The sequence below is a fragment of the Streptomyces sp. NPDC057702 genome, assembly GCF_042799315.1.
GTDB lineage: Bacteria > Actinomycetota > Actinomycetes > Streptomycetales > Streptomycetaceae > Streptomyces.
Window position 1 is genome coordinate 88,834 of the sequence record NZ_JBHVJC010000028.1, and the last position, 14,952, is coordinate 103,785.

General features: G+C 75.7%; 11 protein-coding genes. 8 read left to right on the plus strand and 3 right to left on the minus strand.

The window, feature by feature from the left end; genetic code table 11:
- Positions 1 to 119 precede the first annotated feature (119 nt).
- A complete protein-coding gene (locus ACFVFR_RS21885; RefSeq protein WP_383704225.1) occupies positions 120 to 1,604 on the minus strand; it encodes an MFS transporter in 1,485 nt (494 codons plus the stop codon).
- Positions 1,605 to 2,229: 625 nt separating this feature from the next.
- On the opposite strand from ACFVFR_RS21885, the gene ACFVFR_RS21890 reads away from it, so the two are divergent.
- From ACFVFR_RS21890 to ACFVFR_RS21900, 3 genes are all read left to right on the plus strand, one after another.
- A complete protein-coding gene (locus tag ACFVFR_RS21890; protein ID WP_383704227.1) occupies positions 2,230 to 2,928 on the plus strand; it encodes a response regulator transcription factor in 699 nt (232 codons plus the stop codon).
- Positions 2,925 to 4,691 carry an ATP-binding protein gene (locus tag ACFVFR_RS21895; RefSeq protein ID WP_383704229.1) on the plus strand — a complete coding sequence of 589 codons (1,767 nt, stop codon included), beginning with the start codon at positions 2,925 to 2,927 and terminating at the stop codon, positions 4,689 to 4,691. The genes ACFVFR_RS21890 and ACFVFR_RS21895 overlap by 4 nt, the downstream gene beginning before the upstream one ends.
- Before the next feature lie 250 nt (positions 4,692 to 4,941).
- Positions 4,942 to 6,039, plus strand: coding sequence for an FAD-dependent monooxygenase (locus ACFVFR_RS21900; protein ID WP_383704232.1), 1,098 nt, complete (start codon positions 4,942 to 4,944; stop codon positions 6,037 to 6,039).
- 273 nt (positions 6,040 to 6,312) lie between these two features.
- Here ACFVFR_RS21900 and ACFVFR_RS21905 read toward each other — a convergent pair whose 3' ends face one another.
- Positions 6,313 to 6,459, minus strand: a complete 147-nt coding sequence (locus tag ACFVFR_RS21905) for a hypothetical protein (RefSeq protein ID WP_383704234.1) — start codon at positions 6,457 to 6,459, stop codon at positions 6,313 to 6,315.
- Positions 6,460 to 6,700: 241 nt separating this feature from the next.
- Between ACFVFR_RS21905 and ACFVFR_RS21910 the strand changes: the two genes are divergently transcribed.
- The 5 genes from ACFVFR_RS21910 to ACFVFR_RS21930 all read left to right on the plus strand — a co-directional run bounded on the left by ACFVFR_RS21910 (position 6,701) and on the right by ACFVFR_RS21930 (position 12,785).
- The gene (locus ACFVFR_RS21910) at positions 6,701 to 8,986 is read left to right on the plus strand and encodes a tetratricopeptide repeat protein (protein WP_383704236.1); all 2,286 of its coding nucleotides are present in this window, start codon (positions 6,701 to 6,703) and stop codon (positions 8,984 to 8,986) included.
- 67 nt (positions 8,987 to 9,053) lie between these two features.
- Positions 9,054 to 9,839: a gamma subclass chorismate mutase AroQ gene (aroQ, locus tag ACFVFR_RS21915; protein ID WP_383704238.1), complete on the plus strand. Its 786-nt coding sequence runs from the start codon at positions 9,054 to 9,056 to the stop codon at positions 9,837 to 9,839.
- A gap of 1,033 nt (positions 9,840 to 10,872) precedes the next feature.
- Entirely contained in the window at positions 10,873 to 11,112 is a 240-nt protein-coding gene (locus tag ACFVFR_RS21920; RefSeq protein ID WP_383704240.1) for a DUF397 domain-containing protein, read from the plus strand.
- A gap of 349 nt (positions 11,113 to 11,461) precedes the next feature.
- Entirely contained in the window at positions 11,462 to 11,995 is a 534-nt protein-coding gene (locus tag ACFVFR_RS21925) for a GNAT family N-acetyltransferase (protein WP_383704242.1), read from the plus strand.
- 292 nt (positions 11,996 to 12,287) lie between these two features.
- The gene (locus tag ACFVFR_RS21930; RefSeq protein ID WP_383704244.1) at positions 12,288 to 12,785 is read left to right on the plus strand and encodes a hypothetical protein; all 498 of its coding nucleotides are present in this window, start codon (positions 12,288 to 12,290) and stop codon (positions 12,783 to 12,785) included.
- Between the two features lie 92 nt (positions 12,786 to 12,877).
- On the opposite strand, the gene ACFVFR_RS21935 is transcribed toward ACFVFR_RS21930, so the two are convergent.
- Positions 12,878 to 14,902, minus strand: coding sequence for an N-acetylmuramoyl-L-alanine amidase (locus ACFVFR_RS21935; RefSeq protein WP_383704284.1), 2,025 nt, complete (start codon positions 14,900 to 14,902; stop codon positions 12,878 to 12,880).
- Positions 14,903 to 14,952: the final 50 nt, after the last annotated feature.

A 14,952-nucleotide genomic window follows, 5' to 3' on the forward strand; every position in this document is an offset into this window, starting at 1 on the left:
CGGGGGGAGCTGGTACGGGCCGGGGCGCGAGTGGTGACGTACGGGCCGGGCCGCTTCGGGTGGGGCGTGCGGGGCGTGCCGGGCACGTGCCCCGCACGGTCGGGGGGCGGGGTCCGGGCTCAGTGGGGGGCCGGCGGTCGACGGGCCGGTTGGGGGCCCGGGGTGGGTGTCGCGGAGAGTCGGCGCGGGGTGCGGACCAGGGCGACGGCCGGTAGCGCGGCGAGGACGAAGGCGCCGGCCGCGATCGCGACGTAACCGAGCACGCCCGTGGCCGAGTTCACGGTGTCGCCGGCCACGCGCAGGTCGGTCGAGTTGAGCACGGCCGCGCCCACGAAGTTCAGGACCACCGACCCGATCGCGATCACGGTCATCACCAGGCTGGACACCATCCCCTGCCGCTCGCCGGTGACCAGAGTCGCCGCCATGTTGAAGCCGGAGGTCACCAACGCCCCGGCCGTCAGGCCCAGCAGCAGGGCACACCCCATGGCCACGGCGAACCGCGAGACACCCAGGAACATGCCGAAGGTGCCCACCATCCCGACCCCCACCCCGATCGCCAGCGTCCGGGCCGGGCCGATGCGGGTCGCGAGCGTGCCGGCCAGGGTGCCGCCGAGCATGGCGCCGATCGCCGGCATCCCGAACAGCAGCCCCTTCGCCGCCGGTACGTCCCACCCGTAGCCGAGCCCCTCGTCCGGCGAGACGTCGATGATCAGGCCGAAGAGTTGGAGCATGCTCTGGTACGCGCCCGTGCACAGGACGGTCACCAGGAGCGTGAGCACCAGCGGCCGGCCGAGATCGCGGATGTCGACCACGGGCTCGGGCACCCGACTCGTCACCAGGAACCACCGGGCCAGCGCGGCGACACCGGCGGCCAGCAGGGCCAACGGGCCCACCGCCAGCCAGCCCAGTTCCGACCCGAGACTGATGTAGCTGAGCACCGCCGCGAGCCCGCCCCCCAGCACGAGGGCCCCGACGACGTCCACCCGGCCCGGCGTCGTGACCCCCACCAGGGGCATGACGCCCCGCACGACGGCCGCCGAGACCGCCGCGAACACCGCCGACAACAGGAACACGCTCCGGAAGCCGAACTCGGCGGCCAGCGGCGGGACGACGAAGTGGAAGGCGATGCCGAAGATCGCGGAACCGGAGGTCACGAGGCCCGTGACGACCATGCCGATGCGCGGCTCGCACAGGTCGCGGATGAGCGCGACCGAGAGGAAGACGGCCGCCAGGGCCGCCCCCTGGAGCAACCGGCCGAGGATGAAGACCCACAGGGTGGGGGCCACGAAGCACACGAGCGCGCCCCCGCACGCCACGCCCAACGCCGCCACGAGCACCCGCCGCCTGCCGTACACGTCCGCGCTCTTGCCGAGCAGCGGCGCCCACATCGCCCCCGCCAGCATCGCGCTCGCGTTGAGCCACGCCGTCTGGTCGGTGTCGAAGTGGTCGAGCATGTCGTCCAGGACGAGCAGCGGCGCCGAGACGGCCGTGTCCAGCATGCAGTTGACGAGGACCAGCACGGCCACCTGGCCGACCAGTCGCGCGTTCCATCCCGTATGTCGTCCGTCGCCGAGCGTCGGGGCGCTCACGCCGCTGACTGTCATGGAGTCCTCTCCTGGCCGCCGAGGGAATCGCTCACGGGCGAGGCCGCGGGCCTGCCGAAGGGCGGGGCCGGTCGGGTCGCGCACTGCCACGCGCCCCGTGCGGGGACGGCCGTGGCGACCGTCGCGGCGCGTCCGGGGCCCAGGTTGGACGGGCCGTCTGGGACCGACGTGGGTGCTTTCTGTGCGTCCGATGGGAGGGCGGTCAGCGCCTCGCCCGCCCGGGCCGGGCCACGCCTGGCCCGCGGGTCGCGCGGCGGGTCGCGGGGGCGCCGACTCCCATCGAACGCCCAGTGAACGCACGGGAAGTCACACCCGGGGAGGCCGACGGGTGTGAGCGCGCGCCGCGCCACCGGGTCCGGCCGGGCGTCCGCGCACCTCACGCGGCCGGGACGGGGGTTCGCCGGGCCAACGGAGGCGGCCGGCGCGGCCAGCGCCGAACAGGCCGCTTGGCCCCGCCTGTTGACGGTCCACCAGCTATCGTGATGCGGCGCGGCCGGACGTGCCCCGTGGCACCGTCGCGGCCGGGCAACGGTCGGCGGCGAGCGGCCACGGGCGAGGCCCCCGCGCGGAGCCCACCCGGCGCGGGCGGGGGAGACCCGGGGCGACGGTCACGAGGGAGACGGCCATGGCACACCAACTGCTGGTGGTGGAGGACGACCCCACGCTGCGCGAACTGCTCTCGGCGAGCCTGCGGCTGGCCGGCTTCACGGTCACCTCGGCGACCACCGGCACCCAGGCCCTGGACGAGATCCGCGCCGAGCGACCCGACCTCATCGTCCTCGACGTCATGCTGCCCGACGTCGACGGTTTCGAGGTCGTACGCCGGCTGCGCGGGGCGGGTACGTCGGGGGCGGTCGAGCCGCCGCCGGTGCTCTTCCTCACCGCCCGGGACGCCACCGAGGACCGGATCACCGGGCTGAGCGCGGGCGGCGACGACTACGTCACCAAGCCCTTCAGCCTGGAGGAGCTGATCCTGCGCATCCGGGCCATCCTGCGCCGCACCAGCGGCCGGCCCGCCGACGGCCAGTTGACCGTCGGCGACCTGCGCCTGGACCGCGACAGCCACCAGGTCACGCGCGGCGGGACGCCGGTCCCGCTGTCCCCGACCGAGTTCAACCTGCTACGGGTGCTGATGGAACACGCGGGCCAGGTGCTGTCCAAGGAGCAGCTACTCGACCTGGTCTGGCGCTACGACTTCGGAGGCGACGACAGCATCGTCGCCTCCTACGTCAGCTACCTGCGCCGCAAGGTGGACGCCGCCGAACCGAAGCTGATCCACACGGTGCGCGGCATCGGCTACGTCCTGCGCAGGCCCCCACCGTGAGCGACCCCGACCCGCACGGCGAGATACCGAGCGACGCGCCGACGCCCACCAGCGTCCCGCCCACCGGTGCCCCGCCGACCAGCGCCCCACGCGACAGCGCCCCGGGACCCGACGACGCGGACATCGGTGGCACGGGCCCGGGGACGCCTGGCCGGCCCGGCCCCGCCGTGTACGGCCCGGGCGTGGGCGCGACCTCGCGCGTCCCGGCCTCGCGCGTCCCGGCGGGCGACGCGGAACCGGGCGTACCAGCTCCCAGCGCCCCCGGGCCGCGCGGCGGAGCCCGCCGGGTTCGCCGGCGCGGGCTCTCGCTGCGCGTCCGCGTGCTGACGATCACGTTGCTCCTGCTGGTCGCGGCGTTGATTGGCAGCAACGTGCTGGTCATCGACCAGCTCCGGCGCGACCTCGTCGCGCAGCTGGACGAGCGCGTCCGCTCCACCGCCGTCGTGGCCTCCCGCCTCCCCACCCTCCCCGACCTGGTCGGCGGCCGGGCCCCGCAGGTGCGCGACGCGGTCGACCAGCAGCTCATCCGCGAGTTCCACGTCCTGTACCTGCGCTCCGACGGACGCCTGGACCGCGTCGTCCGCTCCACCTCCGGACCCCCGCCCCACCTGCCCCGGCTGGACGCGGCGGCCGTCGCCGAACGCGGAACCCGCCCCTTTGGCGTCCGGGCCACCGGCGGCCCGGACTGGCGGGTGGCCGCCGTGCCCCATCTGCCGGGGGCCGACGGCACGCGGGACGGCGGGGCCGTGGTCGTGGCCGCCTCGCTGAGCGTCGTGGACGAGACGATCGACCAGCTCGTGCGCCGCGTCCTGTTCATCGACTCGGCCGTACTGGCCCTCCTCGGCCTCGCCGGCTGGTTCGCCGTACGGGCCGGACTGCGCCCGCTGCGCCGCGTCGAGACCACGGCCGCCGCCATCGCGGCCGGAGACCTCTCCAGCCGGGTTCCGGAACGCGCCGCCCCGCGCACCGAACTGGGCCGCCTCTCCACCGCGCTCAACGGCATGCTCGACCGGATCGAGGCCGGTGACGCCGCCCGCGACGCCTCCGAACAGCGGATGCGCCGCTTCATCGCCGACGCCAGCCACGAGCTGCGCACCCCGCTGTCCGGCATCAAGGGCTTCACCGAGCTGTACCGGATGGGCGGCATGCCCCAGCGGACCGACGTCGACGCCGCCATGGGACGGATCGAGCGCGAGGCGGCCCGACTGGTCGACCTGGTGGAGGAGTTGCTTCTGCTGGCCCGGCTCGACGAGTACGACGCCGGCACGGGCCCGCCCCCTCACCTGACCCCTATGGACCTGCGCACCCTGGCCGCCGACGCGCTGCACGACCTGCGCGCCCTGGACCCGCACCGGCCGGTCACCCTCACCGGCCCCGGCGGCTCGCCCCCGGGCGGGTCCCCGGCCCCGGTCCTGGGCGACGAGGCGAGGCTGCGCCAGGTCACCTCCAACCTCGTCGGCAACGCCGTCTCCCACACGCCGCCCGGCACCCCCGTCCGCATCGGCGTCGGCACCCGGGACGGCCTGGCCGTCATCGAGTTCCGCGACGAGGGCCCCGGCATGACCGCCGAGCAGGCCGAGCGCGCCTTCGACCGCTTCTACCGCGCCGACCAGGCCCGCGCCCGGGGCGCCGACGGCGGTGGCGCGGGCCTGGGTCTGTCCATCGTCGCCTCGCTGGTGCGCGCGCACGGCGGACGCGTCGAGATCACCACCGCCCCCGGCGCCGGCGCGACCTTCACCGTCCTGCTCCCCCCGCACCCCTAAGCGCGAGCCGAGCCGCCGGCGGGCGCGCCCCCGTTCTGGGTAGGACGCCCTGACGGCGTGAACTCCGCGGGCCGTTCCCGGGCCCGACCACGTCGGCACACAGCACACGGCGCTAAAAGGCTAACCGTTAGTGTTAAGTTCGCCGGGTGATGTGAGTGGGCCCTGCCCAGCCACGGGCCCCGGCGCAGGGGTCGCCGTCTCCCGTCGCCGGCTGGCCCCACCACCCCACCGGACGGCGAGGGGAGAAGCGATGCGTACGGTGATCGTGGGAGCGGGGTTGGTCGGCCTCATCGCGGCGGCCTCGCTGCGACTGATCGGGCACGAGGTCGTCGTGTTGGAGCACGCGCCGCGCGTACGGGCCGCCGGAGCCGGCATCGGCCTGTGGTCCAACGCGCTGCGGGAGTTGGACACCATCGGTGTCGGGGACGAGGTCCGGCGCGGGGGCACGACCGTCCAGGCGTGGTTCTTCGACCCCGCCGGCCGCCGTACACGCGCCTTTGGCTACCACCCGGCCACCCACCAGTTCCTGATGGTGTCGAGGCCGGACCTGAACAACCTCCTCGCCGACACCCTCGGCAGGGACCGGATCCGCCTGGGAGCACACGTCACCGGCTTCACCGAGCACGACACCCACGTGGAGGTGCACCTCGCCGACGGTGGGTCGCTGCGCGCGGATCTGCTGGTCGGCGCGGACGGCGTGTACTCCGACGTACGCGCCGCCCTGGTGCCCGGCAGCACGGCGGTCGAGCACGCCGGCAACTACGCCTGGCGGGCCGTGCTGCCCTCCGGGAACGAGCGCCCGGAGGGCACCTTCATCACCATCGGCCCCGCGCGGACCCGGGGCGGCTACGCCCGGGTCGCGCACGGTAGGACCATGTGGTGGATCGGCCAGTTCGACGCCGGCGAACTGGTCGGCGGCAGACGGGACCGGGCACTGCGGCGGGCCCACAACGTGGCCCGCTCCGGCTGGCACGACGAGTTGCTGGAGATGATCGCCGCGACACCGGAGGAGTCCATCCTGGAGAACCAGATCATGCTCGTCCCCGAACTACGGCGCTGGACCAGCGACCGCGTCGTCCTGGTCGGCGACGCCGCCCACGCCCTGTCCCCGCACATCGCGGCGGGCGGCTCCCTGGGAATGGAGGATGTCGGAGTGCTGCGTGCCGCGCTGAGCGGCGCGTCCGCCACCGCACCGGCCCTGGCCCACTACGAGAGCGCCCGCCGGTCGCGCTTCGCGCGGGTGCGCGAGCACTCCGCCGCCATCGAGCACGCCAACGGGGCCGACGAGACCGCCGAGCGCTACGCGGCCTTCACCCACTGGATGATCACCACCGCGCCGACCGCCTGAGCACGCCCCGGGAGTTCGTTCCGGGGGAGCCGCCCGCCGTATCCCAGGTCATCGGCACCCCCGGAGCGACCTTCACCGTCCTGCTCCCCCCCGCACCCCTGAGCGCGGACCCACCACCCGAGGGCGTACGGACAACAGCCGGCCGCCCGCCGGCGGCGCCCCCGCCGATCGCCGCACACCCCCGTGTCCGCCACACCGCGCCCGCGACGCCAGGCCCAACCGCCACCCGCCGCCGCGTCGCCCTCGTCTCCTCCCGCCGTGCCGTGCCGTCGGCTAGCGCCGTCCGCGCAGCCGGCGCAGCAACTGCTGGGCCTGGGCCCGCTTCCTGGGGTCGGCCGCCGCGCGCCGGCCCTCCGCCACCAGCTTGCGTCCCTGGGGGCTGCGCGCGAACGCCTTGATGCGACTCAGCAAGCCCGACATGACTCCTCCATCAGCTCGTTGGCCGTACGTCACGGCCCCACGGCTGACGATACGCGCCACCGGCCAAGCCTCACCCGCGCCGGCCGCCCGCCACCGCTCCGCCCCGGGCCAGCCGCCGCCCGACCCGGCGCGGGGAGGCCGCCGCTTCCTCGCCTTCATGCCGCTCGACCCGCCGGCCATACTGGACGGGCTGGGGGCACGGCACACACGACGGGGGCGACGGCGGCCGATGGCGGAACCGATGGCGGAGACCAGGCTGATCCAGGGCCGGTACCAGCTCCTCGACATCATCGGACGAGGTGGCATGGGCGAGGTGTGGCGGGCCCGTGACACCTCACTCGGCCGCCTTGTCGCCGTCAAGTGCCTCAAGCCCATAGGGCCCCAACACGACGCGTCCTACCTGCGTGTGCTGCGCGAGCGCTTCCGCCGCGAGGCCCAGGTGGCCGCCTCGCTCCAGCACCGCGGGGTGACCGTGGTGCACGACTTCGGGGAACACGAGGGCATCCTCTACCTGGTGATGGAGCTGCTCGAAGGACGCAATCTCAGCCAGGTCCTGGAGGACAGCCAACCCCATCCGCTGCCCGTGGCGGACACGGTCGACATCGCCGAACAGGTCAGCGTCGCCCTGGCCTACACCCACCGGCAGGGCATCGTGCACCGCGACCTGAAGCCCGCCAACATCATGCGACTGACCGACGGCACCGTGAAGATCTGCGACTTCGGCATCGCCAGACTCGGCCACGACATCGGCGCCTCCTCCCGCCTGACCGGCACCGGCATCGCCATGGGCACCCCCCACTACATGTCGCCCGAGCAGATCGCCGGCGGCCTCGTGGACCACCGCAGCGACCTGTACTCGCTGGGTTGCGTGCTCTACGAACTGGCCACCGGCGCGCCGCCGTTCGACCACGAGGACGCCTGGGCCGTGCTCGTCGGGCACCGCGACACCCCGCCGGAGCCGCCGCGCCACCACCGCCCCGAACTGCCCACCCGCTTCGCGGACGCCGTCCTCGACCTGCTGGCCAAGGACCCCGAGCAGCGCCCGCGCGACGCCGGCACGCTCGCCACCCGCATCGCCGGCGGCGCCCCCGCGCCACCCCCGCCCCCAACCGCCGGCCCGCGCGCCGCCGCACCGCAGCCGCCCGAGCCCCCGGCCGCGCCGCCCACCGGCCGCACCGGCCCCCCGGAGAGCGACCCCGACCTCCCGTCGTGGGCCCGCCACATGACCATCGGCTCCAAGGCCACCGGTGGCCTCAGCGCCCCACCGCCCACGGACCGCTCCGCCGGCCTGACCGGCGCCTGGACGGGCCCGTACGCCGACGTCCCCGACGCCGCCCCCGGGGGCCCGCCCAGTGTCGAGACCAAGCGCCCGACGCCACCGCCCGGCGTCCTGGACCGGCTCGCCATCCGCCACCACGCCGGCCTCAGCTTCGCCCGCCTCGGCTGCTGGGAGGAGGCGGGCGAGGTACACCGCGCGGTGGCCGCCGAGCGCGAACGGGCACTGGGCCCCGACCACCCCGACACCCTGGCCAGCCGCTACGAGATCGCCTTCACCCTGGGCCGGCTCGGCCATGCGGCCGAGGCGCTGCGCGAGTACGGGCGGGTGGCCGAGGGCCGCGAGCGCGTCCTCGGCCCGGACCACCCCGACACCCTGGCCGCCCGCCAGGAGAGCGCGTACGTGCTCAGCCAACTCGGCCGCCACGAGGAGGCGCACGCGGTGTACGTCCTGGTCCTCGCCGCCCGCGAACGCGTCATGGGCCCCGACCACCCCGACACCCTGCGCTGCCGGCACAACCTGGCCTTCAACCTGAGCCGGCTGGGCCGTCTGGACGAGTCGTACCGCATGGCGCGCGAGGTGGCCGCCGCCCGCTCCCGGGTGCTGGGCGCCCTGCATCCGGACACCCTCGTCACCCGGTACGAGGTGGCCTACGCGCTGGGGCAACTCGGCCGCCGCGAGGAGGCCCTGCACGCCTACCGCGCGGTGGCCGCCGCCCGGGCGGAGGCGCTGGGCGCCGACCACCCGGACACCCTCGCCGCGCGCTACGAGGTGGGCATCAGCCTGGGCCGGCTCGGCCGCAGCGAGGAGGCCCTGACCCTGTACCGGGAGCTGGCCGCCGACCGGGCGCGGGTGCACGGCGGCGACGACCCCGAGACGCTGCGCGCCCGCCACGGCCTCGGCGTCAACCTGGGCCGCCTCGGCCGCTGGGAGGAAGCCCTGGTCGAAGCGCGCGAGGTGGGCGCCGTCCGCGAGCGCGTGCTGGGCCGCGACCACCCCGACACCCTGGTCAGCCGACGCGAGGTCGCGGTGTGCCTGGGCTGGCTCGATCGCTGGTCGGACGCGCTGACGGCGTACCGCCAGGTCGCCGAGGTCCGCGCCCGCGTGCTCGGCGCCGACCACCCCGACACCCTGGCCAGCCGCAACGACGAGGCCCAGTGTCTGGAACGACTCGGCCGCCACGAGGAGGCCGTCGCCGTCTACCGCCAGGCCGCCGCCCTGCACCGCACCGGCGCCCCGCGCGAGGACTGAACCACCCCTCGCGCGCGCCCCACGCCCTCGTCCCCCCACCCGCCCCGCGAGAGAGGCGTTCCGTTCCGTGTCCCCGGTCAGTCCCTTCCGCTCGACGCTGGTCGCCGCTCTCGCCGCCCTCGCCGTGCTGGCCCCGGCCACCCCCGCTGGCGCGACGGCGGCGCCGGCCGCACAGCGCCCCGCCCCCGCCACCGGCCCCGGTGTCCACGCCGACCCCGCACCGACCGTGGACGCCCGGCCCGGCCCGCTGCGCCGGCTGGCCGACCTGTCCGCGCGGCGCCTGCTCACCGCCGGCCTGGTCGCCGCGGCGAAGTGGGGCACCGACCGCCCCGTCGACGACCCGGAGCGCGAGCGACAGGTCCTGGCGACCGTCGCCCGCCAGGCGGGCCAGGCCGGCGCCGACCCACGGGACGCGGTGGCCGTCTTCCGCGACCAGATCGAGGCCAGCAAGCTCGTCCAACGCGCCCTGCACCGCCGCTGGCGAGCCGACCCGCGACAGGCGCCGACCCAGCGCCCCGACCTGGCCGTGGTGCGCGCGGAGATCAACCGGATCAACGGCGGTCTCGTACGGGCGATCGTCGCCTCCGAGGACGCCCGCGCCGCCCCGCTGTGCCCCCTGGCCCTGCCGGCCGAGGCCACCCGCGCCGGCCGGGACCGAGCGCCGGACCCCCTGTCCGGCCTGGCCCTCGCCGTCAGCCTGCGCTCCGTCTGCTCCCGACCGGCGACGACCACCCCCGTGACCCACGACGGCTGGCGCCACTCCGACCGCCATCGCGGCGGGCGCACCCCGTCGGGCGAGGCCGGCCCCAAAGCCGACTTGGCGTCAACGCCCGGGGCGCACCCCGTCAGGTGACGGGCGAGGCGGCGGACGGGATCGGTGAAGGCGTACCGGGGAAGGTCTCGGGGCGTCGAGGTGCGCGAGGTGGCACGCTCGGCCACACCTCGGCCCGGGCGGGTGAGTGGGGGTGAACTCCCGCTCGCCCGAACGGAAGCCGGTCCTCCCGCGCGCCGTTGACGATCGGCTCGGGCTCCGTGACGTGCCGTACCGCCCCCGCGTCGAAGCGGCCCACCGCCTCGCCCCAGGCCGCCGGCACCGTGGCGAGGCGTAGCCGGCGCGGACTGTCGCGGCCACCACCTCGGGCGGAGAAAGCCGACGCGACAGCCGGTCCTCCCACCGGGCCAACCGGCCGGCCGGGACACGCGACCAGCCCGGCGCCCCCGCGGTACGGTCTCGCCGACCGGCCGCGCGTCGGGGCGCCGCCCCGTGAGGACCGGCCCCGAAGACCCGCCAGGCGGCGCGGCGCGAACTCCCACGTGGCGTACCCGTCGAGCGGGTGCCCGACGGCCAGCGCCGGCCCGTGGCCGAGCGCGCGTCCACCACGCCGGCGACGACCTCCCTCGCCTCCCCGCCCCAGCGGCTCGGCCGCGCGGACGCCGTGACCGGGCGGGGTGACGAGACGGGCTCCAAAGACCGGCCTCGGCCACGTCCGTTGGGGACCTCGCCACCCCGTGATGACGCGCGTCCGCGTGCACGGAGGTGCCGGGCGGCGCCCCCGCTGGTGTCATGCGCCCGGTCAGCGCGCTCCCGACGGCCGGTCCCACCGACCGGGGCCACGGCCGGGAGCTGAGGTGGCGCGACCGCGCCGGCCGTGTGTCCCGGGCCGGCGACCGGTCCCGCGCGGGGGGACGCGTACACGCCGCTCGGGCACGCACCCGTCGCCACTCGGTCGCCGGTTCTTCCCGTCACCTCCGCGACTTCTCCGCACCTCCCGCGCGTGTGCGGGGTCTTCTCGCGGTGCGGCGGGGCATCTTCCGTCGTGACCTGTCCCACAGCCCGGAGCCATGGATAGGCTGGCTGCGGATGACGAACCGGGAGGAGCACGGACGTGGCCGACAGCACCACTGAACACACACTGGCGGGCGGCAAGAAGCCGCAACTCGACCTCAGCGCCGCACAGTGGCAGTCGAGTAGCCAGGGGACGGGTGACGTCCAAATCGCCTTCGTCGAGGGGTACATCGCGATGCGGGACGGCCGACACCCGGACGGGCCCGCGTTGATCTTCACCCCGGCCGAGTGGCGCGCCTTCGTACTCGGCGCCCGTGACGGCGAGTTCGACCTCACCTGATCCCGGGCAGGCCGTCGCCCGTCGACGGCGCACCGCCGGGCCGCCCAGGCCCGCGCGACCCCGCCCGCACCCCGCACCCGAGGCGCCGGGCCCCCGAGCTGCCCCAGCCGCGCGAGCGGCTCGGGCAGCTCGTGTCGTACGGGGCCGGGCGATCGCCAGAGAGCCCGCCGCCTCGGCGGGTACGCCACCCGGAGCGGGCCGCGCCGTCCGACGTCCGGCCGCCGCGCGGCGGTTGGCGCCAGCCCCGGTCCCGTCCGTCGGTGTCACCCGGACCCGTCTCGCGCGCCGGCCCCGACTGCCTTGGCTCCTACGGCGGCCGGGCGCGGCGAGCCGTGCGTACAGTGCCTCCATGACCCCGCCCACTACCTGGCTCGCCGCGCGCCCCCTCAACAGCGCGCGGCTGCGGCTGGAGCCGCTGCGCGTCGCCCACGCGCGGGAGATGTTCCCGGTGCTCGACGACGTTCGGTTGCACACCTGGATCGGGGGGACGCCCGACCCGCCGGCCCAGCTCGCCGCGCGATACCGCCGCCAGGTGGCCGGCCAGTCGCCGGATGGCACGCGGGGCTGGCTCAACTGGGTGGTGCGCCGCACCTCGGACGCGCAGGTGATCGGCACCGTGCAGGCCACGCTGAGCCGCCCCGACACAGGCGGCCCGCAGGCGTCGCTCGCCTGGACGATCGGCGTCGCCCACCAGGGCAGCGGCTTCGGGCGCGAAGCCGCGCTCGCCATGGCGCGGTGGCTGCGCGCCCAGGGCGTGACCCACCTCGTCGCGTCCATCCACCCGGAGCACGGCGCGTCCGGCGCCATCGCGCGGGCGCTCGGCCTGGCGCCCACCGACGTCGTGGTGGACGGCGAGGTCCGCTGGAGCGATCCGGGCGCGTAGCGACCGACGCGAACGGCCCGCCCCAGCCCGTGCGGCCCGCCACCCCCGCTGGTCACCCGGGCCCGCGCCCGCCCGAGCGCGCCGCCGCGCCGATCACCCCGACCCCGGGGCCCGGTGACCTCGACGAGGGCCCCGGGGGCGCCCGTCTCGCCGCACGCTGTGGCCTGTTTCCAGGCCCGCTGATAAAATGGCGAATTTTTCGCTGTTTCGCCCGGAAAGCCGTGGCCGTGGGATGGCGTTGGGCGACTTCGAGGCGCCGCGCGACGCCTCCCCGGGCACGTACCATGTCCGCATGTCGTTTCTCCGCCGCCGCAGCGCTGCCACGCCGACAGGTCCGGACTTCGATGTCCTCGCCATGGACCCGGGGGACTGGCCCGGTGACCTGGGTGCCGGGCTGCTGCCCGCGCCGGACGGGAGCTGTCAGGGCGTCTTCCTGCGATACGACCTGTTCGGCGGTCGCGGACCCGCGATGATCATCGGGAACCTGCCGGCGGGTTCGCCGGTGCGCGAGGTGGGCGAGGGCGTCCCGTTCGAGGTGACGCAGCTTCTCGACGCCCTGGGCAACGACGAGCCGGTGACGGTCGTCTCCTCCGAGGACAGCCCCGTCATGCACGAGGACAACCTGCTGATCGTGCGGCGCGTCAAGCTCTCCGAGAGCCGCGTCTCCTGCGTGCAGTTCGACCGCAGCGACGGCGTCCTGGTCACCATCGCGAGCTGGGACCGCCCCATCACCGACGACCTGTACCGACTCCTGAAGCCGCTGCCGGCCGAACTCTTCCAGCAGAGCTGACGACAGGCGGGCGCATGACGCCCGCCGGCGGACCCACGGCACGGACAGGCCCCCGACGCGCCAGCGCCGGGGGCCTTCGCCCTCCTCACCGGCTACCGGCCCGAGGGGCGCACACTCACGTCGGCCGCCCGCACGAAGGCCACCCGGTGCCCGAACTGGATCTGGTAGTACGCGTCCGCACCCCGCACCACCCGGTGCCCGGCCGGGTCGAACGTCGTGGCCCACAGGTACTCGCCCCGCGTCCGCAGCCCCACCACGTACCGCTGACCCCGCTCCAGCGTGTACGGCAGCGGCGAGACCTCCTGCACCGGCACCCCCTGCGGATACGCCGCCTTCTCCGGGTACGCCCTGCCGTACACCGGCACCTCGGCGCGCCCGGGGCGTGGCGTGACGACCCAGCCACGGGCGGGCACGGCCGTCGGCTGGCGCGCTGGATCGTGGAACCACGCCCGCTGCCCCAGGTACCAGATCGCCGTCCACTCGCCCGAGCGCCCGGCCACCGCGAAACGCTGGCCGGTGGAGGCGCGGGCGCCCGTGTCGTTGACCCCCGTCGTCGTCGGCGACCCGTCCGGGCGCAGCCCGACATCGCGCACCAGCGGCGCGTCCGCGCGCGGCGCGGTGTGCAGCCGCACCGCCCCGGAGCCGTGCGGCGCGCACGGCCGCCCCGCTTTCTCGCAGTCGGTGTACACCGGCTGGTGCCGGTCGTAGTCGGGGCGGATGGTGACCAGCCCGCCCTCCGGCCCCGCCGTCGGCCGCAACGGCGCGCCCAACAGGCGGAAGTAGTGCGCCCAGTCCCAGTACGGACCGGGATCGGTGTGCATGCCCCTGATGGTCGAGGCGACGGTGCCCGGCACGGTGTCGTGGCCCAGGATGTGCTGCCGGTCCAGCGGAATGGCGTACCGCCTGGCCAGATGGCGCACCAGCCGCGCCGACGACCGGTACATCGCCTCGGTGTACCAGGCGTCCGGTGCCGTGAGGAACCCCTCGTGCTCCAACCCGACCGACTTGGCGTTGACGTACCAGTTCCCGGCGTGCCAGCCGATGTCCCGGGTCGGCACGTGCTGCGCGACGTGCCCGTCCGAGGCGCGCAGGGTGTAGTGCCACGAGACGTACGTCGGGTCCCGCACCAGCTTCAGCGCGGTGTCCCAGTACCCCTCCGTGTCGTGCACGACGATGTAGTCGATGCGCTGGGAGGCGGGGCGCAGCGCCTTGTCGTGGTTGCCGTAGTCGCCGTCCCCGAGCTCCTGGTACGGCGCGGGCACGGACTCGCAGGCCAGCTCGGGCGGGCACTCGACGCCCGGGGCCCGGTCGCCGGCCGGCAGCGCCAGCCGGCGCGACGTGCCGCTGTCGGGACGCAGCCCCGGGTGCGGGGCCAGCCGCATCCGCTCGCCCGTGTCCGTGCGACGGCTGGCCCCGGTACGCAGGACCGCGTACACCTCGTCCGCGAACATCCTGGCCGTCGCGGTGTCGGCGGCTCCCGCGTAGTCGGCGACCGCCGCGTACCAGCGGGCGGGGTCGCGACTGGGCGGCAGGCCGAGACGTTTCTGCGCGGCGGCGAGCAGCGCCGCGCCACCGTGCACGTTGGCCGCCGGGTCCTCCCGCAGTTCCCGCGCCGTCAACCCGGTCAAGTGCCGGGCCCGCTCCACGGTGCGCAGCCGCGCCGGCGGGGCCCCGGCACCAGGCGGCTCCGAGGCCCGGTGGGCGACCCACTTGGGCGCTCGCGCCCCGTCCCCGCGCGGATCCTCCTCGCCCTCCCCGTGGTGCGAGCCCTGCGCGTGGTGCGAGGTCGAGGCCAGCGCCGTGACCACGTCCGTCAGGTGCATCGGGCCGTAGCCGCCGCCGACGCTGGGCGCACCCCGATGAGCGTCCCAGCGGGACTGGAGGTACGCGACACCGAGCAGCACGTCACGCGGTACGTCGTACCGCTCGGCCGCGTCCGTGAACGCCTGCCGCAGACCCGTGTGCGACGGCTGCTCCGCCGTGGCGGAGGGAGCCGACGCCAGCAGCGGGACCAGCAGCGCGAGCGACGCGACGGCGCCCGCGGTGCGCGATGGTGGTCCGGCGCGGCGGCCCGCTCGACCGCTCGCCGTCGTCCGCTTCCGGGTGAGACCTGGCAACCTGGGCAACGCAGCCTCCTCAAGCTGAGCCCTACCTCCCACGCGCGGGG